The following is a 21962-nucleotide window of genomic DNA, read 5'->3' on the forward strand; positions in this document are numbered from 1 at the left end:
GATATGCGCTTGCTCGATCATCGAAACGACCAAACCGCCCACATATCTCTTCAGTAAATTATCAATGTCAAAGAGCGAGAGGCAAAAACAAACCGGAAGCGCTTAACTTAAGCGCGACCCGCCCGTTCAACCTCTGATATTCGTTACCGTCCGCTTAAGTCGTTTCCGTCTGGCCCGTCCGGCGCCCCGCTGCGGTGTGTGCCGCTTCGGTGAGGGGCGTTTTACGGATACTGACTGACCTCCGCAAGAGGATTTTTCGCAAAACCGTCACTTTTTTTGCGCGGGCCTGTAAATGCTGGGGAAATGGCCGGCAAAGCGTGGTTGGCCTCCCCTTCCCTGGCGGGTCTGAGACGCGAATCCGGGCGGAACTGAATCGCTTGGCTCACTGAATCGCCCCCAGCGCCCCAAAAGATCGCCCGAGTCGAACGCAAATCGGGCCCCGAAGGGCCCGACTCAATCCGTCTTTGTCATCTGAATCGCGCTTTCAGCGGAGGATTCGTCCGCGCACCCGCCAAATGGCCGGAATCAGCGTCATCGCGTAGATCAGATCGAGCAGCACCATCAGCGCCCAGACGCGCGTGAACATCAGACCCATACCGATCACGGTCGCCATCAGGAGCGGGCCGACCACCTTGCGCGGCACCCGGACGGCCTTGGGCGAAAAGGTGGGAATCCGCGAAATCATCAGAAGTCCCACGAGGCCGAGCCAGATCGCCACGAGGACCGGAACGTCACGCGTCTCCCAGAGTCCCGCGAAGGACAAGAACAGCGGCAAAAGCGCCAGCATCGCGCCCGCCGGCGCAGGCACGCCAGTGAAATGCCGCTTCGAGGCGCCATCATCGGCGCGCATCACGTTGAAGCGCGCAAGCCGAAGACAGCTCGAGGCCGCGAACATCAGCACGAAAATCCAGCCAAGCGAATTGGTCTCGCCGAGAGCGAACTGATAGACGATCACCCCCGGCGCCACGCCGAAGCACAGAAAGTCCGACAGGCTGTCGAGTTCCGCGCCGAATTCTGACGTCGCGTTGAGCCGGCGCGCCAGAAGCCCGTCCAGCCCGTCGATCAGCGCCGCCAGGATCAGCAGGATCACTGCAAGCTCGAACCGCCCCCCCATCGCGAACCGGATCGCGGTCAGCCCAAGGCACATCCCCGCAATCGTCACCAGATTCGGCAGCAACTGGAGAAAGGGCATCTGTTCCTGTTGATGCGGCTCTTGCGCCATCCTGGCCTCCTCAGCGAACGCCGCCGGTGCGGGCGGCCTCGGTGCCGGTCAGATCGGCCAGCACGGTTTCACCCGCGAGCATGGTCTGACCGATGCATACGAGCGGCTCCACGCCCTCGGGAAGATAGATATCCAGACGCGATCCGAACCGGATCAGCCCGAAACGCTCGCCGGTCTGCATCTGCTGGCCTTCCTTGGCCCAGCACAGGATGCGCCGCGCAACGAGGCCCGCGATCTGCACCACGCCATATTGGCGCCCGTCGGCCAGTTCCACCGCCATGCCGTTGCGCTCGTTGTCCGAGCTCGCCTTGTCGAGCGAGGCGTTCAGGAACTTGCCGGGGCGATAGGCGACCTTGGTGATGCGCCCCTCGCAGGGCAGACGGTTTACGTGGCAGTTGAACACCGACATGAACACCGAGATCCGCGTCATCGGCCGGTCGCCCAGGCCAAGCTCCGCGGGCGGCACAGCGGGTTCAAGCAGCGACACGACCCCATCGGCGGGCGAGATCATCAGCCCCGGACGCACCGGCGTCACGCGGATCGGGTCACGAAAGAAATAATAACACCAAACCGTCAGACCAACGCCGATCCAGCCGAGCGGGTCCCAGATCAGGAACAGAACCAAAGTCACCGCCGCGAAGATGGCGACGAATTTGCGCCCTTCGGGATGCATCGGCTTCACGAAGGTGGAGAGCATGGAAACGGACATCAGACGCCTTTTGCTTGTTTGGCCCCTTCTACTGCAAAGCCCGCCCCATGCAAACAGCCGTGCGTAGCGCCGCGTCACCAAATCGCCGTAATCCCCGACCACAATTTGGGAAGTGATTCATTGCAACTATTTGCCCGATGCCCCACCACCATATCCGCAAAGACGGCCCCCGCCTGATCCTGCGCTCGGGCAACCTGCCCCGCCCGGTCGGATGGGCCACCCTGATCTTCGCGCTCGCGCTTTTGATATGGGTCTTGGCCCAGCTGGCCCAGCTGATCGTCACCGGCCCCGGCCTCCGGGCCGTGATGCCCCTTGGCATTGCGACACTGCCCCTCGGCACCGTGGCAGCGGCCTTCGCATATCTTCCGCTCTGGGCAGAGCTGACCCTCGACCCAATGGAAAACCGCGCAGATCTGCGGAAGTGGGGCCTCATTCGACATCGGCGGGAAAGTTGGCCCCTCGCCACCCTTTCGGCGCCGCAGATCTCCTACGACAAAGGCTCAACCGACAGCCTGCCGTGCTGGAAGTTGCAGATCCCTCTGCCCGGCCCCCGCCCCAAAGCATTCGTGATGTCCTTCCATTTCAACGGCCAACCCTCGGTCGCGGCCCATCTTGCCCGCGAGAAGGCAACCGCCGAGGCCCTGCAAACACAGATCACCGCCCTGATCGCCGCGTCCCGGGCCCACCAGAAGAATTGAGTATTTGGACCCCCGAAGCCCATCCCGCTTTTTCTTGGCAGATATAAGCACAGCACCGCCGCACCAAAGGAAAAACGCGGCCCCGAAGGACCGCGTTTTCCAAAAGCAATATTGCGAAACTTAGCGCTTCGAGAACTGGAACGAACGGCGGGCTTTGGCCTTACCGTATTTCTTGCGCTCGACGACGCGCGAGTCGCGGGTCAGGAAGCCAGCGGCTTTGAGCGCGGGACGCAGCGAGGGGTCGAACAGTTGCAGCGCTTTCGAGATGCCGTGCTTGACCGCACCGGCCTGACCCGAGAGACCGCCACCGGTCACGGTCGCCATCACGTCGAATTGGCCTTCGACATTGGCGATCTGGAACGGCTGGTTCACGATCAGCTGGAGCACCGGGCGGGCGAAGTAGACGTTCATCTCTTTGCCGTTGACGGTGACCTTGCCCGAGCCGGGCTTGACCCAAACGCGGGCGACCGCGTCTTTACGCTTGCCGGTCGCGTAGGAACGGCCCAGCGAGTCACGCTGCGGTTCGCGCGAAACGGTTGCAGCAGCGGCAGGCGCTTCGGTGCCCGACACGGCCGACTTCAGATCGTCGAGGGATTTGAGTTCTTCGGCCATGATTAGCTCCGGGTGTTTTTCTTGTTCATCGACTTGACGTCGAGAACTTCGGGCTGCTGGGCTTCATGCGGATGCTCGGCGCCGGCGTAAACGCGCAGGTTCGACATCTGCTGACGGCCAAGGCGGTTGCGCGAGATCATGCGCTCGACGGCCTTGATGACCACACGCTCGGGGTGGTTGCCCTCGAGGATCTGGCGCGCCGTGCGCGACTTGATGCCGCCCGGGTGGTTGGTGTGCCAGTAATAGGTCTTGTCGTCACGCTTCGCGCCGGTCATCTGCACCTTGTCGGCGTTGATGACGATGACGTTGTCACCCATGTCCATGTGGGGGGTGAAGGTCGGCTTGTGCTTGCCACGCAGGCGCATGGCAACGATCGTGGCGAGGCGGCCCAGAACAACGCCCTCGGCGTCGATCAGGATCCACTTCTTTTCGATCTCCGCCGGTTTTGCGGTATAGGTTTTCATCTCAGATCGCCCTTTGAAGGGTTGTGGAATTCAGATTGCGGGCTTTTCCACGATCTGAAGGTGAAAAGCAACCGCCTTGATCAATATTTTACCAAGCAAAATCAATATCTTAAAAATTAGGTATTAAAATACCCCAATCTCGTCGATCCGCTGGGCTAGCGCTTGCGGCGATGATGGCCCGTTTTCTATTGCGGGCGAGATTCGCATCTCCGAATGTTTTTTACAGGTTCCCCATGAACATCAAACCCGTTCTCGTTCTCGCCGCGCTCTCCACCCTTGGCGCCTGCGCCAGCTATACCGAGATTACTACCCCGCCCGTCACTCCGAAGATCAAGCATGCCAGCGTCAATGAGCGCGTGCTCGGCTTCAGCGACTTCGATCTGCGCACGGTCGATGCGAAAGACAGCCAGAAGGAAATCGTCGGCGCGACCTGCACCCTCGACAGCGCAGAGCTGAGCGCGCGCGTGACCACGCCGGCGCGTATTCACATGCCACAACTCAAGGGCAAACCGACCGCGCTCAAGATCGCCTGCACCGCCGGCACCTCCAAAGGCGCGCTCTCGCTTGAACCGCATCTGACCGGCACCGCCGTGGGTGGCCCCTCCGCCGCCGGTCTCGTCGCCGCCATCGTCACCAGCGCCATCGTCGCCTCGCAGGATAAATGGTCCTATGGCGGGGGCGCAGGTATCCCCGCACTCGTGAAAATGACGGGTCCCGAAGCCGCGAAATAACCGCCTCGGCACATCACACGGATCAGGCCCGCCCTCCGGCGGGCCTTTTTATCAGCGCCCAGAACACCATGACCAGACAGCCAGCCCCAGCATCCCGCCAATCGCAGCCCCGATCCCGGCTTGAAGGATGAGGCTTGGAACCGTGATCGGCGCAAGGAAGAGCACCATACTCACGGCCTCGGCGAAGCCACCGGGCCCGCTATAGGTGAACAAACCGCCCAGAACGATCCCCATCAGCACACAGACGCCAAGCCACGAACCGGCAAGTATCGCGCGGGCCTTGGCCACCTCTTCGCGGTTCGCAGGGTCTATCTTTCGAAACCGCCAGCGCCCCAGCACCAGCAGCGCCAGATAGGGCGTCTCGGCCCAAAGCGCGATCGGGATGATCAACTGTATACCGCGCGCCCAAGGCACGGTCGGCACGCCCGCCGCCTCAAGTGAAACCTTGGCATAGACCCCGGCCACCCCTGTAATCACGAAGCCAGAAACCCAGATCGCGTGGGCCAACCACCCGATCCGGGCGCCCTTAGCCGGTTTTGGATTGGATGTGTCCGTCATGGCACCCCTCCCCTCCGGGCGATGCGGCCCGGCACGTGGAATGATGACACAATCGGCCAATGGAGCCCTTGATATGTATCAGACGCCTGCCCCGGCGCTTGGCGGGATCGAGTAGGTCATGCTCGAGCGCGCCACCGGACGCTCGTCACCCTCCGAAAAGATCAGCGCATCCCCCACGGCCAGCACCCGGCCTAGCTTTAAAATCCTTACCCGCGCGATCAGGTCGCGCCCGGCCTCAGGCTTGCGCATGAAGTCGATACTCGCATTCGTCGTGACCGCCAGCGCGACAGGTCCGATCCGCGCGAGGATCGCGAGATAGATCCCGACATCCGCCAGCGCGAACATATTCGGTCCGGACACGGTCCCACCCGGACGCAGATGCCGCTCCGCCACCTTGAGCCGCACGACAAGCTCCTCACCGACTGCCTCCACGGCGAAGTCCTCCTTCACCTGCGGAAAGGCTTCGGCGATGAATGCCTCAAGTGACGTGGCGTCCATTTTCAGTTGCATCTTGGCTCCCTTATCTCCCCTCCCCTAAGCTGCCCGGGAAATGGGAGGCTTTGCAATGACCGATCTCGTCGAACTCGAGCGCCGCGGCGCCGTCACTCACCTGACCATGAACGCGCCGGGATCGCTCAACGCGCTCTCGGACGCGATGCTCGCCGCGTTGAAGGCACGCTTCACGGACCTGGCGCGCGACAGCGCCACCAAGGTCGTCGTGCTGAAAGGCGCGGGCAAGGCCTTCTGTGCCGGGCATGATCTCAAGGAAATGCAGGCCGGGCGTCAGGCCGAAGATAAGGGCCGCGCTTATTTCGCCGACCTCTTCGCGCGCTGCGCGGAAGTGATGCAGATGATCCCCGCCCTGCCCCAGCCCGTGATCGCCGAAGCCCATGGCATCGCCACCGCCGCCGGCTGCCAGCTCGTCGCCTCTTGCGACATGGCGATCGCCGCCGAAGGCACGCGCTTTGGCGTGAACGGGGTGAATATCGGGCTGTTCTGCTCAACCCCGATGGTCGCACTCAGCCGCAACGTCCCGCGTAAAGTCGCCTTTGAAATGCTGACAACGGGTGAATTTATCGACGCCGCCCGCGCGCGCGAGGTGGGCCTTGTCAATCGCGTCGTGCCACACGACCAGCTCGATGCCGAAACCGCGCGGCTGGCCGATACGGTCGCAGGCAAACTCGGCGCCGCCGTGAAGATCGGCAAGCGTGCCTTCTATGACCAGATCACGCTCGAGCTCGCGTCCGCCTATGAACACACCGCAGCCGTGATGGTCGAAAACATGCTCTGGCGCGACACCGAAGAAGGGCTGCAGGCGTTCATCGAAAAGCGCAAACCCGATTGGGCCGAATGACGGGGCGCCGTCCCCTCCGGGCTACGCCCATTTCCCCCGGAATATTTCGGGCTTGAGATAAGGGCCGCCTTCTCAGTCTGCCCCAAATATCCTCGGGGGTGAATTTCCGAAGGAAAGAGGGGGCCGACGGCCCCCTGCCCCGGATCAGCCAAGCGTGGCGAGCGCCGGGAATGTCTCGAGCAGCCAGAAGCTGAAGGCCGAGAACTGGCCGGTCAGCATCATCAACCCGACCGTCCACAAGAGCAGGCCGGAGATTTTCTCGATCCGCCCCATGTTTCGCTTCATCCATGCCATGACACCGCCAAGGCGCGGAAAGAACGCCGCCACCAGCAGGAAGGGCACGCCAAGGCCGAAGGCGTAAGCGGCGAGCAACGCCGTGCCGCGTGCGGTATCGCCACCGCTCGCCGCGAGGCCCAGGATCGCGCCGAGCACCGGACCAAGGCAGGGCGTCCAGCCAAAGGCGAAAGCGAGGCCAAGCAGATATGCCCCAAAGACCGAACCGCCCGCATCACCCGCATCGATCCGCGCCTCACGATCCATGAAGCCGATCCGGTAAATGCCGATGAAATGCGCGCCGAAGACCATGATCAGAAGCGCCGCGCCCTTGGTCAGGTAGTCCTGATAAGCCAAAAGTGCCCTCCCCGCTGCCGAGGCCCCAAAGCCCAGCAACAGGAACACGGTCGAAAGGCCCAGCACGAAAAACAGGGCCGCCTGCAACACACGGCGCCGCGCCGAAGCCTGCGCCGAGAGGTCCGAGACCGACACGCCCCCCATATAGGCCAGATAGGGCGGCACGATGGGCAGCACGCAGGGACTCAGAAAGGACAAGAGCCCCGCCAAAAGCGCAATCAGCGCGGAGGGCAGGAAGGCGGCGTCTATGAGATCGATTCCGAACATCGTTCTCGCATAGCGCATCACACGCGCGCCGTCATCCGTTCTGCTCTCACAAGAGCGTGGACATATCCGCGCGGGCGGGCTAGCCCGTGGGACATGGAACCCGATACCGAGATCGACGCGCGCGGGCTTCTCTGCCCGCTACCGGTGCTGCGCCTGCGCAAGGTGCTCGATGCCCTGCCCCCCGGCGCGGTGGTGCGCCTGCATGCGACCGATGGGGCGAGCTGGGTAGATGTGCCGCATTTCTGCGCGCAGACCGGGCATGAGCTGATCTCTGCCGAGGATTGGGAAGGCGAGAAAGTCTATCAGGTCCGGCGCAGGTCGGAGGATCACGCCTAGACCGAGTTGAGCGAAAAAGGCCGGGCGTTGCGCCCGGCCTTTTCTATTGCATGCGGCGAAATGAGGCTTAGCGCCCCACCGACCACCAACCACGACGCCGGGGCTTGGACGCATCCTCCGCCGCCTCGGCCACGGTTTCAGCCAAGGTTTCGGTCGCCAACCCGGCATCCTGCTGCGGAAGTTCCTGCGGCACATCGACCGGAGCTTCGACGGGCGCTTCGACCGGGCTTTCCACCGGAGCCTCGACCGGGGTCTCGGCGGGCGGAGCGGTCGGCGCTTCGACCGGCGCCTCGGCGGGCAACTCCTCGGGGGTTTCGGGCGTGCCCTCGTCCACCGTCTCGACCTTCTTCTTGCGCGAGCGGGTCGTGCGTTTCTTGGGCGCGGCCTCTTCGGCGGCTTTCGGCTCTGCCCCCTCCGCCGGCGCATCGGTCTTCTTCCGACGCAACCGGGTCGAAGGTTTCTTGGCCGGAGCGTCCTCCGCCTCCGCTGTTTCGGGCGTAGCCCCTTCGGCCTCTCCCGCAGCCGCCTCGGCCTCGGGCGCCTCTGCGCTCACCGTGTCGGTTTTCTTCTTGCGCGAGCGGCTCGTGCGCTTCTTCTTGGGCGCCTCTTCGGCCGCGATATCGGCTTCGACGACCCGCGCCGCCTCAGCCGCAGCCTCTTCCTCGGCGCTTTCCTGTTCGGTGTCGTCACCCTCGGCCAGATCGTCCTCGGACCCGTCCTGCCCCTCGTCATCGCGCGGGCCGGATTTCCGACGGCGGCGGCGACGGCGCTTCTTCTTCTTGGGCTGATCGTCCTCCGAAGCGTCGGGCGCCTCCGCGACCTCTGCCTCTTCGATCTCCTCGACCTCGTCCTCTTCGTCGATCTCGGCCATCAGCGAGGCGCTGACCGAGACAACGGGGCTCTGCACCTCCGGCACGACACGGGTCGCGGTCTTGAACTTCTCAATCGAGAAATCCGGGCTGACCAGCGTCGGATCGGCCTCGATCCGAACCGACATACCGTAGCGCGCCTCGATCATCGCGACATGCTCGCGTTTGGCGTTCATCAGGTAGTTGGCAACCGCCACCGGGCATTTGACCAGCACCTCGCGCGAGCGTTTGCGCGTGCCCTCTTCCTCGATCGCGCGCAGCACTTGCAGCGCGAGGCTGTCATCCGAACGGATCAACCCGGTGCCGTGGCAATGCGGACAGGGCTGCGTGGTCGACTCGAGCATGCCCGGACGCAGACGCTGACGCGACATTTCCAAAAGCCCGAAGCCCGAGATGCGCCCAACCTGAATACGGGCGCGGTCGGTCTTGAGCTTGTCTTTCAGCTTCTTCTCGACGGCGGCGTTGTTCTTGCGCTCTTCCATGTCGATGAAGTCGATGACGATCAGACCGGCAAGGTCTCGCAGACGGAGTTGGCGGGCGACCTCTTCGGCGGCCTCGAGGTTCGTCTTGAGCGCGGTTTCCTCGATCGAGCCCTCCTTGGTGGCCCGGCCCGAGTTCACGTCGATCGCAACCAGCGCCTCGGTCACGCCGATAACGATGTAACCGCCCGACTTGAGCTGCACGGTCGGGTTGAACATCTGGCCCAGATAGCTCTCCACCTGGAAGCGCGCGAACAGCGGCAGCGCCTCGGCGTAATGCTTCACGTTCTTGGCGTGGGACGGCATGATCATCTTCATGAAGTCCTTGGCCGCGCGATACCCACGTTCGCCCTCGACCAGAACCTCATCGATATCGCGCGAATACAGATCGCGGATCGAGCGCTTGATCAGGTCACCCTCTTCATAGATCGGCGCAGGCGCGACGGATTCCATGGTGAGGTCGCGGATCTGCTCCCACAGGCGCATGAGATACTCGTAATCGCGCTTGATCTCGGTCTTGGTGCGCTGCGCGCCGGCGGTGCGGATAATCAGACCTGCGCCTTGCGGCACTTCCATCTCGCCCGCGATTTCCTTCAGTTTCTTACGATCAGCCGCGTTGGTGATCTTGCGGCTGATGCCGCCGCCCCGCGCGGTGTTGGGCATGAGCACGCAGTAGCGCCCAGCCAGCGACAGATAGGTGGTCAGCGCCGCGCCCTTGTTGCCGCGCTCTTCCTTGACGACCTGCACCAGCATGATCTGGCGCACCTTGATCACTTCCTGGATCTTGTAGCGACGCGGACGCGGCTTGCGCGGTGCGCGGATTTCCTCGGCCACATCCTCATCGGCCACCGACTCGATGCTGTCATCGGTCGGATGCGCGTGATGGTCGTGATCGTGGTTCTCTTCGTCCGCTTCGACCTCTTCGGTGACCTCAGCCACCTCGGACTCCGCCGCGAGTTCTGCAACCGCCGCATCTTCCGAACCCGTTTCAGCTTCGACCGTCAGATCTTCTTCAGCGATCTCCGCAGACGCTTCGACCGCACTACCCTCGGCAGGCATCAGCGCCGGGTCGGCCTCGACCGCCGCGGCACCTTCGATCGCCCCATCCTGATCCGCGTCGAGCACTTCCATGCCCGGAATTTCGTCGGACTTCACGACCGCATCGGTATCGGCTGCCTTCTCGGCCTTGGAGCCCCCGCGCGAACGGCGGCGACGCGAGCGCGTCGGCTTCTCGGCCTCACGCTCCTCGGCCTCAGCCAGCGCGCGCTCTTCCTCGAGCAGGGCCTGACGATCCGCAACCGGGATCTGATAATAATCCGGATGGATTTCCGCGAAAGCGAGGAAGCCGTGGCGGTTACCGCCGTAATCGACAAAAGCGGCCTGGAGCGAAGGCTCCACCCGCGTCACTTTTGCCAGATAGATATTGCCGGCGAGCTGCCGCTTGTTGATGGTCTCGAAATCAAATTCTTCGACCTTGTTCCCGTCCACCACGACAACGCGGGTCTCTTCCGCGTGCGTGGCATCGATAAGCATCTTCTTTGCCATTGATCCAATTTCTACACGCCAAACGCCGCCCACCCCCTGGGGGCCTGACGACAAGGACGTGGTTTTGTGTTGAGGCGAAGGCGGACGTGCTGCTGCGAGTGGCGGCGGCCAATGGCCCGCCCGACATCACCCATGCAATCGCGTCACGCGTCATCGCGGTTCTTCCCAAGCGCCCACAAAATCAAGGCAGGCGCCCATCTGATGACCTCTTTCCCCTTGGGGCCAGAGGCAAACTAACGGTCTTGCGACCAATCGGTTGACCCGGAACCAGCCCCTCCATCGCGCCATGACAGCTTCGGGAAACGACAGGTTCGGAAATCAGCGAATTCCGTGGGCAAGGCGCAATGCTGCACTTTGCCGACATGTTTGCGACAATAGCGGGAGTGCCGGACCAAATACAATCGGTTTTTCGTCACCCATTGGTTAACACGCCTGAAGGCACACATAGGGGGCGTTGCGCCCGACCGGCTGCGCCCATTCCCCACCGGAGGATTTCAGGTTTGATGAAAGCGGCTGAACTTCCAATCGCTTCAAATATCCTCGGGGGTGAATTTGCCAAAGGCAAAGAGGGGGCAGACAGCCCCCTGCCCGCTTTGTGTCATGCCACAGTCAGAGATAGTCGCCGCGGCTCAAACCGTATTTCGCCATCTTCTCGTTGAGCGTGCGGCGCGGCAGGCAAAGTTCTTCCATCACCGCCGAAATCGCGCCCTTGTGGCGGCGCATCGTGTTGTCGATCAGCATCTTCTCGAAGCTCTCGACATATTCCTTGAGCGGTTTGCCCTCGGTGGTGATCGCGGGGCCGGCCTCTTCGTTGTCGGCCATCAGCAGCGAGGCGATGGACCCCGTGCCGCGCCGCGCCTGAAGCACCGCGCGCTCGGCCACGTTGATCAGCTGACGCACATTGCCCGGCCAAGGCGCCTGCAAGAGCTGCGCGGCCTCCTGTGCGGTTACCTCGGGCACCTCACAGCCATATTCCTCAGCGAATTGCTCGGACATGCGGTTGAACAGGGTCAGAATATCCTCGCCCCGCGTGCGCAAGGGCGGCAGCGTGATCTTGAGCGCGGCGAGCCGGAAATAGAGATCCGGGCGCAGCGCGTCCTCGACGGTCCGGCCCTCGCCATGGGTGTTGCAGATCGCGACAATGCGCGTTTCGGCGGGCGTCCCCTGATCGTTGATGAATTGCAAAAGCCGCGCCTGAAGACCGGATGAAAGCGCCTCGACATCCTCGAGGCAGAGCGTGCCGCCCCGCGCTTCCTCGACGAGCGGAAGGGTGCCGCCCTCGTCAATCGGCCCAAACAGCTTGGCCGCAAGCGCCTCTTCCGTGAAGGCCGCACACGAGACGACCACAAATTTGCGCCCGGCGCGCGGCCCTGTCGCATGCAGCGCATGCGCGACCAGCGTCTTGCCCGTGCCCGTCTCGCCGTCGATCAGCACATGACCATCGGCCTGGCTCAGATCGAGAATATCCTCGCGCAGCCGCTCCATCGGAGCCGAAGTCCCGATCAGCTTGCCCATGACCTGCTCGCCCTCGGCCAGATCGCGGCGCAGCGCGCGGTTGTCGAGCGTGGTGCGCCGCGCCTGCGTCGCACGCTTGGCCAGTTCCGTCATACGGTCCGGATCGAAGGGCTTTTCCATGAAATCCATCGCGCCCAGCCGCATCGCCTCGACCGCCATCGGCACATCGCCATGCCCCGTGATCATGATGACCGGCAGCCCGCTATCGAAGCCCATCAGCCGCTTGAGAAACTGCATCCCGTCCATGCCGGGCATCCGGATGTCCGAAATCACGACCCCCGGCCAATCCGGCCCGATCGCCTTGAGCGCATCCTCCGCGGAGGCGAAAGTCTCGGTGTCAAAACCCGATAGCGCAAGCCACTGGCTCACGGATTGGCGCATATCTTCCTCGTCATCGACGATTGCAACCTTGATCATGCGTCCCATGTATTACTCCGCAGCTCTGTAGCCACCCTTGGGCGGCGCATTCATTCCTTCCGAGATCAAGGGCAGCTGTACTTCGAACACGGCGCCCCCACCTTCGGCATTATGCGCGGTCAGACGACCGCCAAAATCGCTCACGATCGAGGAGGAGATCGCAAGGCCGAGCCCCGTCCCCTCCCCCGGCTTCTTCGTGGTCCAAAACGGCTCGAAGAGCTTTTCCAGATCCGAGATGCCCGGCCCGTTGTCCCGCACCGACAAAACCGCAGTCTCCCCCGCCGTCAGCAAAAGCTCGATCTGCGGTTCGGCAGCGGGTTTGGTCGCATCGAGCGCGTTGCGCAACAGGTTGATGATCACTTGTTCGAGACGAATCCGGTCCGCCATCACCATCACCGGCGCGCGCGGCAGCGTCCGCGTGATCCGCACTGTGCGCGCCTTGAGCTGCGGCTCCATCATCGCCAGCGCCGAGCTGATCGCGGCGCGCAGGTCGACCGGCTCGAACGCCTCGCCGCCCTTGCGCGCATAGGATTTGAGTTGCCGCGTGATCGCCCCCATCCGCTCGATCAGATCGTCGATCCGCTGGAAGGAGGACAGCGCCTCCTCCCCCCGCGCACGCTGCAACAAAAGCCGCGCGCCGGCGAGATAGGTCTTCATCGCGGCCAGCGGCTGGTTCAACTCGTGGCTGACGGCGGCCGACATTTCGCCGAGTGCCGCCAGTTTCGAGCTTTGCGCCAGCGTCTGCTCGGCCACCGCAAGGTCTTTCTGGACCCGCTCACGCTCGGCGATCTCGCGCGAGAGGCGCGCGTTGAGCGCGCGCAACTCCGCCGACTCGCGCCGATAGGCAGCAGTCTGGACCCGCGCCCGGCGCGACAGAAGATAAAACGCCATCGCAAGAAAGATCGCGAAGCCCATGATTTCCAAAGCTAAAACCGCATTCACCTTCTCGCGCACGGAATCGTAGGAGGTGAACGCGATCATCCGCCAGCCCCGGAACGGGACCCGGCTTTCGGTGCGCATCACGGCCTTGCCCTGTAGGTAGGCATCAGGGGGTTCATTCGCCCAATCCGCCGTTGCCTGAAGCGCCCGCTGGATCGCTGTCGGGGCCGAGCGCGCCGCCAGAGCCTCCTTCATCGTCAGCCCGCGCCAGCGCGGCTCGGTGGTCAGAATGATGCGCCCTTCGGAGTCGACAACCGCAACCGCGTCGGAAATCCCGGCCCAAGAACGCTCGAATTTCGACAGTTCCGCCTCGACCACGATCACGCCGACCACGCGGCCATCCACCAGCATCGCGCGGGAATAGTTGAACCCGGTGCCCCCTGTCTCGGTTGGGGCGGCGGTGAAGATCGTCTCGCGCGAGCGCAGCGCATCGACGAAAAACGGCGCGGTGGAATAGTTGGTCCCCAGCAGATTGCGATTGGTCGCCGCCACCACACGCCCGCCGGTATCCAGCATCCGGATCGACGCCGCCGCGATCTCTTTGCGCGCCGAGATCAGCCGGGCCGAGGCCCCCGAGAAATCGCCCGTCTCCAGCGCCCGCGTCAGTTCCGGATCACGCGCCAGAAGCAGCGGCACCACGCTTGTGCGCTGCAGTTCTGAAATCACGTTCCCGGTATACAGCGCGAGGCGCAATTCGGTGCGCACCCGCGTTGTCTCGGTGAACCGTTCGGTCATCCACAGGTTGGTGACCCACATCGCCGCCACGGCCAGCACCAGGATACTGAGCACCGCCACACGCATGACGAAACGCCCCCGTGTGGGGGCGCGACCCGCCGGGCGGGCGCTTTCGTCACTGTGCAATTCCGTCTCCGGCATGGCCCAAATCTAGGCCAAGCGCCTCAGCCCAACAAGCGAAAGCGCTCAGGCCTCCACGCCCAGGGCCGCCAACGCGCGGAAAAGCGCCGCCCCATCGGCACCGCCCTGCGCATCCTCGATGGCGCGCTCCGGGTGGGGCATCATCCCCAGCACCCGACGATTGGCCGAAAGCACGCCCGCGATGTCATCGACCGAGCCGTTCGGGTTCTGTGCATAGCGGAACGCCACGCGATCTTCGCCCTGAAGCGCCTTCAACCCTTCGGGATCAATCGTGTAATTGCCGTCGTGGTGGGCAATCGGGAACACAACCTCGGCTCCCTTGCCATAAGGCGCGGTAAAGACCGAGTCCGAGGTCGCCACCTTGAGCGTCACCGGCTTGCAGATGTATTTCAGCGAGGCATTGCGCATCAGAGCGCCCGGCAGCAGCCCCATCTCGGTGAGGATCTGAAAGCCGTTGCAGATGCCGATCGCATAGCCGCCCCGGCCCGCGAAATCCGCAATCGCCTGCCCGATCGGCGAGCGCGACGCGATCGCCCCGCAGCGCAGGTAATCGCCATAGGAGAACCCGCCCGGCACGCCGACGATATCGACGCCCTTGGGCAGCTCCGTGTCCTTGTGCCAGACGCGGATGACCTCTGCCCCGGCTTTCTCGAAGCCCACGGCCAGATCACGGTCGCAATTCGATCCCGGGAAGGTGATAACGGCGGCCTTCATGACGGAACTCCTGCTTTCATCAAGCGTCAAATACTCTGGGGTCCGAGGGTGCCCCCCCGGTTTTTGGCTCAGGCGATCTCGATCGTGTATTTCTCGATCACGGTATTGGCGAGAAGCTTCTCGCACATGGCCACCACTTCCTTCTCGGCCGCAGCCTTGTCGGTCGCCGCCAGATCCAGCTCGATCACCTTGCCCTGACGCACGGCCTCGACGCCGCCAAAGCCCAGATGCCCCAGCGCGTGGCGCACGGCTTCGCCCTGCGGGTCCAGAACGCCATCCTTCAACATCACATGAACGCGGGCTTTCATCTCTCGGGGCTCCTCAGTTGATCAGGGTCGGCTTCACGGTGCCGGTATTGGCGGGCAGAACGCCCAGGCGTTTCGCAACTTCCGTATAGGCGTCGGTCAGGCTGCCGAGGTCACGACGGAACACGTCCTTGTCGAGCTTCTGGCCGGTTTTCACGTCCCACAGGCGGCAGCTGTCGGGGCTGATCTCGTCGGCCACGATCAGGCGCATGAAATCGCCATCCCAAACGCGGCCAATCTCGATCTTGAAATCGACCAGCTTGATCCCGACACCAAAGAAGATGCCCGACAGGAAGTCGTTCACCCGCAGCGCGAGGCTCACGATATCGTCGAGGTCCTGCTGGCTCGCCCAGCCGAACGCGATGATATATTCCTCGGGGACCAGCGGGTCGCCCAGCTCGTCGTTCTTGTAGCTGTATTCCACGATCGGGCGCGGCAGCGGCGTGCCCTCTTCGAGGCCCAGACGTTTGGCGATGGACCCGGCGGCGAAGTTGCGCACGATCACTTCGAGCGGCACGACCTCGACCTGACGGATCAACTGCTCACGCATGTTGAGGCGGCGGATGAAGTGGTTCGGCACACCGATATTGGTGAGGCCCGTCATGAAAAACTCGGACAGGCGGTTGTTCAGAACCCCCTTGCCCTCGATCGTCGCCTTCTTCTGCGCGTTGAAAGCGGTCGCATCATCCTTGAAATACTGCACAAGCGTGCCCGGCTCCGGGCCTTCATACAGGATTTTCGCCTTGCCTTCGTAGACTTTCTTGCGCCGAGGTGCCATGGGCCGCTCCGTTCGGATTATTGGACGCGCCCGTGCGGGCGATCCGGACAGCCGCGCCCGCCCCGGCCAGCCGAAACCGGACCATGCGCGCGCGTTTTCCGCCCCTATAGGGCAAGCGTATCCGCGCCGCAAGGCAAAGGGCAAGGCATGGCTCCGATTCAGCGCTTTGCGGCGCGCGTCCGCACGAGAATCGTATCCGCGCCCGCGTTTTCGGCGCTAACGGCCCTTGCCCCCGACCGCCGGGGCGGGCATATGGAACTTAAGAGTGAGGAAACCATTTAGGGGGGCCACCCATGACCACCTTCGACGACCGCGAAAGCGCCTTCGAGAACAAATTCGCCCATGATGCCGAGATGCAATTCAAGGCCGATGCCCGCGCCAACAAGCTGCTGGGGCAATGGGCGGCCGGGCTGCTGGGCAAAACCGGCGCCGAGGCAGAAGCCTATGTCAAGGAAGTCGTGACCTCGGATTTCGAGGAAGCCGGCCACGAAGACGTGTTCCGCAAGGTCTCGGGCGATCTGGGCGACAAGGCTGACGAGGCGACGATCCGCGCGAAAATGGCCGAATGTTCCGCCGAGGCCAAGCGCCAGCTTCTCGAAGAATAAGCGGCCGCGCCCCGCGGCGCGCCTTCTGATCCGATCCGAACCCCGCCGGGCCCGCATGGTCTGGCGGGGTTTTTGATGCGCTTCGAGCCCAATTCGGGGCCGGTATTAAGGGATGCTTAGCCACCCAGGCAGGAATCCGGCCGCAGTTAAGCCCCTGTGAACCGGTTTGCGTGACACTCCCCTCCAGATGGAGGAGAGCCGGGTTTGAACGTGTCGACGAAGAACAGCACATCAACCGCCCTCGCGGTGTCAGAGGGCTGGCCCACGGGTGCCCCGCATCGCAACCGCGCCCCAAGCTGGGCGCGCGCGCTGCGCCGACAGGGCAGCTTGCTCGCGCTTCTGGCGGGATTTGCCTGGCTTTTGCGCGATCGTCTCGCACATCTTGATATCGGGGCGATTCTGTCCGCCTTTGCACAGGTGACGCCCAGCCAATGGGTACTGGCGGCGCTGGCGACGATCCTGTCCTTCGCCGCGCTTGCCCGCTATGACGCGCTGCTCCATCGCACGCTGCGCACCGGCGCAGCCGAGCGAGAGGCGCGCCGCGCCGGCTGGGTCGCCATTGCGATCTCGCAGGTCGTGGGCTTCGGGCTGGTGTCCGGGGCGCTGATCCGCTGGCGGATGCTGCCCGGCCAAAGCCTGTTCGACACGTCGCGCCTGACGGCTGCGGTCGCGGCAAGCTTTCTGGCGGGCTGGGCGATGGTGCTTTCAGCGGCGCTCGTTTTCCTCCCTTACGAGATGCCCGGCCATGTCGGGCCGGGGCTGCGGGGCCTTGGCGCGGCGGGGCTGCTGACCGGCGGGGCGCTTACGGTGCTTGCCTTGCGCGGCCCGGCCTTGCGGATTGGACGGCGCAGCCTGCATTTACCCGCCCCGCCCGTGATGGGGCGCATTGTCCTGCTTGCGTTCCTGGATACGGCTGCGGCGGCATCTGCGCTCTGGGTTCTGTTGCCGCAAGGTGCAGCGATCGGCCCGCTCGATCTCTACCCCGCCTTCCTGATCGCCTTCGGGATTGGCATGACCTCTGGGACGCCGGCGGGTCTGGGCCCGTTCGAGGTGACGATTCTTCTCCTGCTGCCGCATGAAGACCCCGCCCCGCTTCTTGGGGCGATCCTCGCCTGGCGCACCGTCTATTATGGCCTGCCCGCCCTTGCGGCGATGGCCGTCTTGCTGCGCAGCCAGACGCGCAAGACCGCGCACACTGGACGGGTCACACCCGCCTCAGCCGCAACGGTCCCCGATTTCGACGCGCTGATCGCGCAGGCACCACAGGCCGAGTTCGGGCTGCTGCATCAGGGCGAGCACAGGGTGTTGACCTGCGCCACGGGCAAATCGGGCTGGCTGCTGGCGCGGACCGCGCATGCGCAGGTGGCGCTGCTCGACCCGTTCGGCCCCACCCCACGCTCCGAGCTTTTGCACCGGCTGCGCAGCACGGCGCGGGCGGATCGCCGGGTCAGCTGTCTCTACAAGATCAGCCCGCGGATCGCCGTCGATGCGCGCCGACAGGGATGGCACGTCGCACCGATCGCGCGGGAATGCGTGCTGGACCCGACCCGCTTCACCCTGGACACGCCGACCCGGGCCGGGCTGCGCCGCAAGTTGCGCAAGGCACTCAAAGCGGGTGTAACCTGTCGCAAGGCGCCCGACGAATTGCCAATAGCGGAACTCTCGCGTTTGGCGCAGGCGTGGCGTGCCGCGCGCGGGGGCGAGCGTGGATTTTCGATGGGGCGTTTCTGTCCGCGCTATCTGGCACGTCAACAGATCGTTTTGGCCCATGTCGAAGGCCAGCTCGTCGGCTTTGCCAGCTTTCACGCCAATGGGCGTGAATGGGTGCTCGACCTGATGCGGCCAGCCTGCGACGCACCCGATGGAACCATGCAGGCGCTGATCCTGTGCGCCCTCGAGACGGCCCGCGCGGCGGGCATCACGCGCCTCTCTCTGGCCGCGCTCCCCCCAGAGGCCCGCGAGATAGACGGACCCGCGCGGCTGATCTGGTCCCATACCGAGCGCGCCGCCGGGGTGGCGGGATTGCGGCAATTCAAGATGGGCTTCGCGCCCAGGCTGGAACCGCGCTACATCGCTGCCCCCTCGCGTGCCGCACTTGCGCTCGCCGCAGCCGATATCGCCCGCGCGATCTATGCCCCGCCCCCTCTCTCTGCGGTGGCAAGCCCGCCCCGTCAAACGACCCTAGCCGCCCCCAGAGTTGCGCGCGCTTCAAGATCATCTTGAACAGAAGGAATTTGCCAAAGCCGGGCAGCCGTGGCAGGAGAGGCGAACCTGTGCCCCACGCGTCCCGCGTGCGGCCTGCCCTGCTGTCAGACAAAGGCCCGACCATGACCAACGCCCTCAGCCGCCTCCTTGAAACCCGCGACTGGCTTCTGGCCGATGGCGCGACCGGGACCAACCTGTTCAACATGGGGCTTAGCTCGGGCGACGCGCCGGAACTCTGGAACGCGGACGAGCCGCAAAACATCAAGAAGCTCTATTCGCTCGCGGTTGGAGCCGGGTCTGACCTGTTCCTGACGAACTCCTTTGGCGGCAACGCCTCGCGCCTCAAACTGCACAATGCTGAAAAGCGCGTGCGTGAACTGAACCGCCTCGCAGCAGAAATCGGTCGTGACGTGGCCGATGCGGCGGGCCGCCCCGTGATTGTCGCGGGCTCGATAGGTCCGACCGGCGAGATCTTTGCGCCGATGGGCACCATGACGCATGAAATCGCGGTCGAGATGTTCCACGAACAGGCCGAGGGCCTGAAAGAAGGCGGCGCGGATGTACTTTGGGTCGAAACCATTTCGGCCCCTGAAGAATTCAAAGCCGCCGCCGAAGGTGCACGCCTCGCCGGCATGGCCTGGTGCGGCACGATGAGCTTTGACACCGCGGGACGCACCATGATGGGCGTCACCTCGGCGCAGCTCGCAGCACTCGTCGAAAAACTGCCGAACCCGCCGATCGCCTTTGGCGCGAATTGCGGCGTCGGCGCGTCGGATTTGATGCGCACCATCCTTGGCTTCGTCGCCTCCGGCACCGAACGCCCGATCATCGCCAAGGGCAATGCCGGCATTCCGAAATATGTCGATGGCCATATCCATTACGACGGCACGCCCGAACTGATGGGCGATTACGCCTGCCTTGCACGCGACGCGGGCGCGACGATCATCGGTGGCTGCTGCGGCACGATGCCCGAACACCTCAAGGCGATGCGCGCGGCACTGGAAAGCCGTCCTCGCGGCCCCCGCCCCACGCTCGAAGACATCTCGGCCAAGCTCGGCGGCTTCTCCTCGGCCTCGGACGGCACCGGCGACGATGACGCCGCGCCCACCCGTGAGCGCCGGGGCCGCCGCCGCGGCTGATCCCGACGGCCCCGCCATGACGCGCCTAGAACAAACTGAGTTGATCGCCCGGGCGCGGCGGAGCGCGAAAGCGCGACAGATCGAGCGCGGGCAGGCTCTGCCCGAGCTGGCAGCGCCGCAGCGCGAGGTGAAAGCGCCGACGCAACAGATCGGCCCAGAATCCTTCGCCTGTCATCCGCGTCCCAAAGCGCGGGTCGTTGAGCTGCCCGCCGCGCATCTCGCGCAGGCGCCCGAGCACCTTGTCGGCCCGGCCCGGCTCTTCGCGGCGCAGCCAGTCCTCGAACAGGGGCGCGACCTCGTGGGGCAGCCGCAAGAGCAGCATCGAGGCGGCCCGCGCCCCCGCCCCGGCACCCGCCTGCAAAATCGCGTCAAGCTCGTGATCCGTCAGGCCGGGGATCATCGGCGCGGCCATCACCCGCACGGGAACCCCTGCCTCGCTGAGCGCCCGGATCACCCGCAGTCGGGTCGCGGGCACGGGCGCGCGCGGCTCCATCCGGCGGGCCAGCCCCGCGTCGAGGGTCGTCACGCTGACCCCCACATGCACCAGCCCCCGCGCTGCCATCGGCCCCAAAATGTCCAGGTCTCGGGTGATGCCCGCCCCGCGCGTCACGATCCCTACCGGGTGATCGAAGGCCGCCAGCACTTCGAGCACACGCCGCATCACACCCATGCTCGCCTCAAGCGGCTGATAGGGGTCGGTATTGGTGCCGATCGCGATGACCTGCGGACGGTAACCCGGGCTTCGCAATTCACGTTCGAGCACCTCCGGCATCTCCGGGCGCGCAATCAGCTTGGTCTCAAAATCGAGCCCGGCCGAGAGCCCCAGATAGCCGTGAGACGGTCGCGCAAAGCAGTAGATGCAACCATGCTCGCAGCCCCGATAGGGGTTGATCGACTGGGCGAACGGCACATCGGGGGAGTCGTTGCGCGTAATCGCGCGGCGCGGGCGCTCGATCGCGACCTCGGTGCGCAAAGGACGGGTTTCCTCGGGGATGTCCCAGCCATCGTGCTCATGCGCCCGCGTATAGGGCTCAAACCGCCCCACGGGTGCCGAAAGAGTGCCGCGCGCCCGGATACGCAGCGCAGGGTCGGCAGGGGGCAAATCGGGATGGGCAGCCTTGATGCGATCCATCGGATCAATTTAGAACGAACTAAGAACATTTGCAATCCGGCGCGGTTTTTTCACCCTCCTCGCACATGCAGGTCGGGGAATGCGTCGCGCATGTCGCAAATCGCCAATCCAATCGGGGCGTCCTGCCCCATCACCTGTTAAAACGGCTTTCTGGAGACTGACGCACATGGCCGACGAAGACGATATCATCCTCTCGGAACTAAACGACGAGGAACTGGTCCAGCAGATGATGGACGACCTCTATGACGGTCTCAAGGAAGAGATCGAAGAGGCGGTCGAAATCCTGCTGGAGCGCGGCTGGACCCCCTACGACATCCTGACCAAGGCGCTCGTCGCCGGGATGACCATCGTCGGCGCCGACTTCCGCGATGGCATCCTGTTCGTGCCCGAAGTGCTTCTCGCGGCCAACGCGATGAAGGGCGGCATGGCGATCCTCAAGCCGCTGCTGGTCGAGACCGGCGCACCGCGCATGGGTAAAATGGTCATCGGCACCGTTAAGGGTGACATCCACGACATCGGCAAGAACCTCGTCGCGATGATGATGGAAGGCGCGGGCTTCGAAGTGGTCGACCTCGGCATCAACAACGCCGTCGAAGCCTATATGGAAGCGCTTGAAACCGAGCAGCCGGACATCCTCGGCATGTCGGCCCTGCTGACCACCACCATGCCCTACATGAAGACGGTGATCGACGCGCTCATCGAACAGGGCAAGCGCGATGACTACATCGTTCTGGTGGGCGGCGCGCCGCTGAACGAAGAATTCGGCAAGGCCATTGGCGCAGACGCCTATTGCCGCGACGCAGCCGTGGCGGTCGAAACCGCGAAAACCATGGTCGCGCGCAAGCACAACCAGATGGGCTAAC

At 64.2% G+C, this 21962-nt stretch carries 22 protein-coding genes; 8 read left to right on the plus strand and 14 right to left on the minus strand.

All coding sequences use genetic code 11. From position 1 onward, the window contains the following. Positions 1–484: 484 nt before the first annotated feature. Together pssA and P0X85_RS02210 are read right to left on the minus strand one after the other, a co-directional pair. A complete protein-coding gene (gene pssA, locus P0X85_RS02205) occupies positions 485–1222 on the minus strand; it encodes a CDP-diacylglycerol--serine O-phosphatidyltransferase (RefSeq protein WP_275807762.1) in 738 nt (245 codons plus the stop codon). Between the two features lie 10 nt (positions 1223–1232). Next, entirely contained in the window at positions 1233–1931 is a 699-nt protein-coding gene (locus P0X85_RS02210; protein ID WP_275807765.1) for a phosphatidylserine decarboxylase, read from the minus strand. A gap of 254 nt (positions 1932–2185) precedes the next feature. On the opposite strand from P0X85_RS02210, the gene P0X85_RS02215 reads away from it, so the two are divergent. Continuing rightward, positions 2186–2629, plus strand: a complete 444-nt coding sequence (locus P0X85_RS02215) for a hypothetical protein (RefSeq protein ID WP_275807767.1) — start codon at positions 2186–2188, stop codon at positions 2627–2629. 120 nt (positions 2630–2749) lie between these two features. Here P0X85_RS02215 and rpsI read toward each other — a convergent pair whose 3' ends face one another. Both rpsI and rplM read right to left on the minus strand, forming a co-directional pair. Next, positions 2750–3241 (minus strand): 30S ribosomal protein S9, encoded by a 492-nt coding sequence (gene rpsI / locus P0X85_RS02220; RefSeq protein ID WP_275807770.1) that lies wholly within the window; start codon positions 3239–3241, stop codon positions 2750–2752. Between the two features lie 2 nt (positions 3242–3243). Next, complete coding sequence (gene rplM, locus P0X85_RS02225; protein ID WP_275807773.1) at positions 3244–3705, minus strand: 50S ribosomal protein L13; 462 nt, start codon at positions 3703–3705, stop codon at positions 3244–3246. A 233-nt stretch (positions 3706–3938) separates the two neighbouring features. On the opposite strand from rplM, the gene P0X85_RS02230 reads away from it, so the two are divergent. Beyond that, a complete protein-coding gene (locus tag P0X85_RS02230) occupies positions 3939–4436 on the plus strand; it encodes a hypothetical protein (protein WP_275807776.1) in 498 nt (165 codons plus the stop codon). A gap of 51 nt (positions 4437–4487) precedes the next feature. Here the strand turns inward: P0X85_RS02230 and P0X85_RS02235 are convergent, their stop codons facing one another. Together P0X85_RS02235 and P0X85_RS02240 are read right to left on the minus strand one after the other, a co-directional pair. Continuing rightward, entirely contained in the window at positions 4488–4994 is a 507-nt protein-coding gene (locus P0X85_RS02235; protein ID WP_275807779.1) for a hypothetical protein, read from the minus strand. 78 nt (positions 4995–5072) lie between these two features. Continuing rightward, positions 5073–5504, minus strand: a complete 432-nt coding sequence (locus P0X85_RS02240; protein ID WP_275807781.1) for a PaaI family thioesterase — start codon at positions 5502–5504, stop codon at positions 5073–5075. Positions 5505–5559: 55 nt separating this feature from the next. Between P0X85_RS02240 and P0X85_RS02245 the strand changes: the two genes are divergently transcribed. Then, positions 5560–6348 (plus strand): enoyl-CoA hydratase, encoded by a 789-nt coding sequence (locus P0X85_RS02245; RefSeq protein ID WP_275807784.1) that lies wholly within the window; start codon positions 5560–5562, stop codon positions 6346–6348. Positions 6349–6492: 144 nt separating this feature from the next. Here P0X85_RS02245 and P0X85_RS02250 read toward each other — a convergent pair whose 3' ends face one another. Next, on the minus strand, positions 6493–7245 hold the full coding sequence (locus tag P0X85_RS02250) for a cytochrome c biogenesis CcdA family protein (RefSeq protein ID WP_275807787.1): 753 nt from the start codon (positions 7243–7245) through the stop codon (positions 6493–6495). A 93-nt stretch (positions 7246–7338) separates the two neighbouring features. Between P0X85_RS02250 and P0X85_RS02255 the strand changes: the two genes are divergently transcribed. Beyond that, positions 7339–7581, plus strand: coding sequence for a sulfurtransferase TusA family protein (locus P0X85_RS02255; RefSeq protein ID WP_275807790.1), 243 nt, complete (start codon positions 7339–7341; stop codon positions 7579–7581). Between the two features lie 67 nt (positions 7582–7648). Here P0X85_RS02255 and P0X85_RS02260 read toward each other — a convergent pair whose 3' ends face one another. From P0X85_RS02260 to purC, 6 genes are all read right to left on the minus strand, one after another. Then, the gene (locus tag P0X85_RS02260; protein ID WP_275807793.1) at positions 7649–10474 is read right to left on the minus strand and encodes an Rne/Rng family ribonuclease; all 2826 of its coding nucleotides are present in this window, start codon (positions 10472–10474) and stop codon (positions 7649–7651) included. Positions 10475–11083: 609 nt separating this feature from the next. Further along, positions 11084–12415, minus strand: coding sequence for a sigma-54-dependent transcriptional regulator (locus P0X85_RS02265; protein WP_275807797.1), 1332 nt, complete (start codon positions 12413–12415; stop codon positions 11084–11086). Between the two features lie 3 nt (positions 12416–12418). Then, entirely contained in the window at positions 12419–14221 is a 1803-nt protein-coding gene (locus tag P0X85_RS02270) for a sensor histidine kinase (protein WP_420851765.1), read from the minus strand. A 45-nt stretch (positions 14222–14266) separates the two neighbouring features. Beyond that, the gene (gene purQ, locus P0X85_RS02275) at positions 14267–14935 is read right to left on the minus strand and encodes a phosphoribosylformylglycinamidine synthase subunit PurQ (RefSeq protein ID WP_275807800.1); all 669 of its coding nucleotides are present in this window, start codon (positions 14933–14935) and stop codon (positions 14267–14269) included. 68 nt (positions 14936–15003) lie between these two features. Beyond that, positions 15004–15243: a phosphoribosylformylglycinamidine synthase subunit PurS gene (gene purS, locus P0X85_RS02280; protein ID WP_275807802.1), complete on the minus strand. Its 240-nt coding sequence runs from the start codon at positions 15241–15243 to the stop codon at positions 15004–15006. Between the two features lie 13 nt (positions 15244–15256). After that, a complete protein-coding gene (gene purC, locus P0X85_RS02285) occupies positions 15257–16018 on the minus strand; it encodes a phosphoribosylaminoimidazolesuccinocarboxamide synthase (protein WP_275807806.1) in 762 nt (253 codons plus the stop codon). Between the two features lie 293 nt (positions 16019–16311). On the opposite strand from purC, the gene P0X85_RS02290 reads away from it, so the two are divergent. The 3 genes from P0X85_RS02290 (at position 16312) to bmt (ending at position 19967) form a co-directional block, all read left to right on the plus strand. Further along, complete coding sequence (locus tag P0X85_RS02290) at positions 16312–16623, plus strand: DUF1476 domain-containing protein (RefSeq protein WP_275807809.1); 312 nt, start codon at positions 16312–16314, stop codon at positions 16621–16623. Positions 16624–16833: 210 nt separating this feature from the next. Further along, positions 16834–18846 carry a phosphatidylglycerol lysyltransferase domain-containing protein gene (locus P0X85_RS02295; protein ID WP_275808784.1) on the plus strand — a complete coding sequence of 671 codons (2013 nt, stop codon included), beginning with the start codon at positions 16834–16836 and terminating at the stop codon, positions 18844–18846. Positions 18847–18950: 104 nt separating this feature from the next. Next, positions 18951–19967, plus strand: coding sequence for a betaine--homocysteine S-methyltransferase (bmt, locus tag P0X85_RS02300; protein ID WP_275807812.1), 1017 nt, complete (start codon positions 18951–18953; stop codon positions 19965–19967). A 25-nt stretch (positions 19968–19992) separates the two neighbouring features. On the opposite strand, the gene P0X85_RS02305 is transcribed toward bmt, so the two are convergent. Beyond that, complete coding sequence (locus P0X85_RS02305) at positions 19993–21099, minus strand: PA0069 family radical SAM protein (protein ID WP_275807815.1); 1107 nt, start codon at positions 21097–21099, stop codon at positions 19993–19995. 166 nt (positions 21100–21265) lie between these two features. Here P0X85_RS02305 and P0X85_RS02310 point away from each other — a divergent pair, with 166 nt between their 5' ends. Further along, positions 21266–21961, plus strand: coding sequence for a corrinoid protein (locus P0X85_RS02310; protein WP_275807818.1), 696 nt, complete (start codon positions 21266–21268; stop codon positions 21959–21961). The last annotated feature ends 1 nt before the right edge of the window (position 21962 follow it).

The organism is Pseudothioclava nitratireducens, assembly GCF_029210495.1.
Lineage (GTDB): Bacteria > Pseudomonadota > Alphaproteobacteria > Rhodobacterales > Rhodobacteraceae > Pseudothioclava > Pseudothioclava nitratireducens.

Bases quoted from the DNA above. Each gene is read 5' to 3' on its own strand.
- pssA (WP_275807762.1), bottom strand. From the start codon at position 1,222: ATGGCGCAAGAGCCGCATCAACAGGAACAGATGCCCTTTCTCCAGTTG.
- P0X85_RS02210 (WP_275807765.1), bottom strand. From the start codon at position 1,931: ATGTCCGTTTCCATGCTCTCCACCTTCGTGAAGCCGATGCATCCCGAA.
- rpsI (WP_275807770.1), bottom strand. From the start codon at position 3,241: ATGGCCGAAGAACTCAAATCCCTCGACGATCTGAAGTCGGCCGTGTCG.
- rplM (WP_275807773.1), bottom strand. From the start codon at position 3,705: ATGAAAACCTATACCGCAAAACCGGCGGAGATCGAAAAGAAGTGGATC.
- P0X85_RS02230 (WP_275807776.1), top strand. From the start codon at position 3,939: ATGAACATCAAACCCGTTCTCGTTCTCGCCGCGCTCTCCACCCTTGGC.
- P0X85_RS02235 (WP_275807779.1), bottom strand. From the start codon at position 4,994: ATGACGGACACATCCAATCCAAAACCGGCTAAGGGCGCCCGGATCGGG.
- P0X85_RS02240 (WP_275807781.1), bottom strand. From the start codon at position 5,504: ATGCAACTGAAAATGGACGCCACGTCACTTGAGGCATTCATCGCCGAA.
- P0X85_RS02245 (WP_275807784.1), top strand. From the start codon at position 5,560: ATGACCGATCTCGTCGAACTCGAGCGCCGCGGCGCCGTCACTCACCTG.
- P0X85_RS02250 (WP_275807787.1), bottom strand. From the start codon at position 7,245: ATGTTCGGAATCGATCTCATAGACGCCGCCTTCCTGCCCTCCGCGCTG.
- P0X85_RS02255 (WP_275807790.1), top strand. From the start codon at position 7,339: ATGGAACCCGATACCGAGATCGACGCGCGCGGGCTTCTCTGCCCGCTA.
- P0X85_RS02260 (WP_275807793.1), bottom strand. From the start codon at position 10,474: ATGGCAAAGAAGATGCTTATCGATGCCACGCACGCGGAAGAGACCCGC.
- P0X85_RS02265 (WP_275807797.1), bottom strand. From the start codon at position 12,415: ATGGGACGCATGATCAAGGTTGCAATCGTCGATGACGAGGAAGATATG.
- P0X85_RS02270 (WP_420851765.1), bottom strand. From the start codon at position 14,221: ATGCCGGAGACGGAATTGCACAGTGACGAAAGCGCCCGCCCGGCGGGT.
- purQ (WP_275807800.1), bottom strand. From the start codon at position 14,935: ATGAAGGCCGCCGTTATCACCTTCCCGGGATCGAATTGCGACCGTGAT.
- purS (WP_275807802.1), bottom strand. From the start codon at position 15,243: ATGAAAGCCCGCGTTCATGTGATGTTGAAGGATGGCGTTCTGGACCCG.
- purC (WP_275807806.1), bottom strand. From the start codon at position 16,018: ATGGCACCTCGGCGCAAGAAAGTCTACGAAGGCAAGGCGAAAATCCTG.
- P0X85_RS02290 (WP_275807809.1), top strand. From the start codon at position 16,312: ATGACCACCTTCGACGACCGCGAAAGCGCCTTCGAGAACAAATTCGCC.
- bmt (WP_275807812.1), top strand. From the start codon at position 18,951: ATGACCAACGCCCTCAGCCGCCTCCTTGAAACCCGCGACTGGCTTCTG.
- P0X85_RS02305 (WP_275807815.1), bottom strand. From the start codon at position 21,099: ATGGATCGCATCAAGGCTGCCCATCCCGATTTGCCCCCTGCCGACCCT.
- P0X85_RS02310 (WP_275807818.1), top strand. From the start codon at position 21,266: ATGGCCGACGAAGACGATATCATCCTCTCGGAACTAAACGACGAGGAA.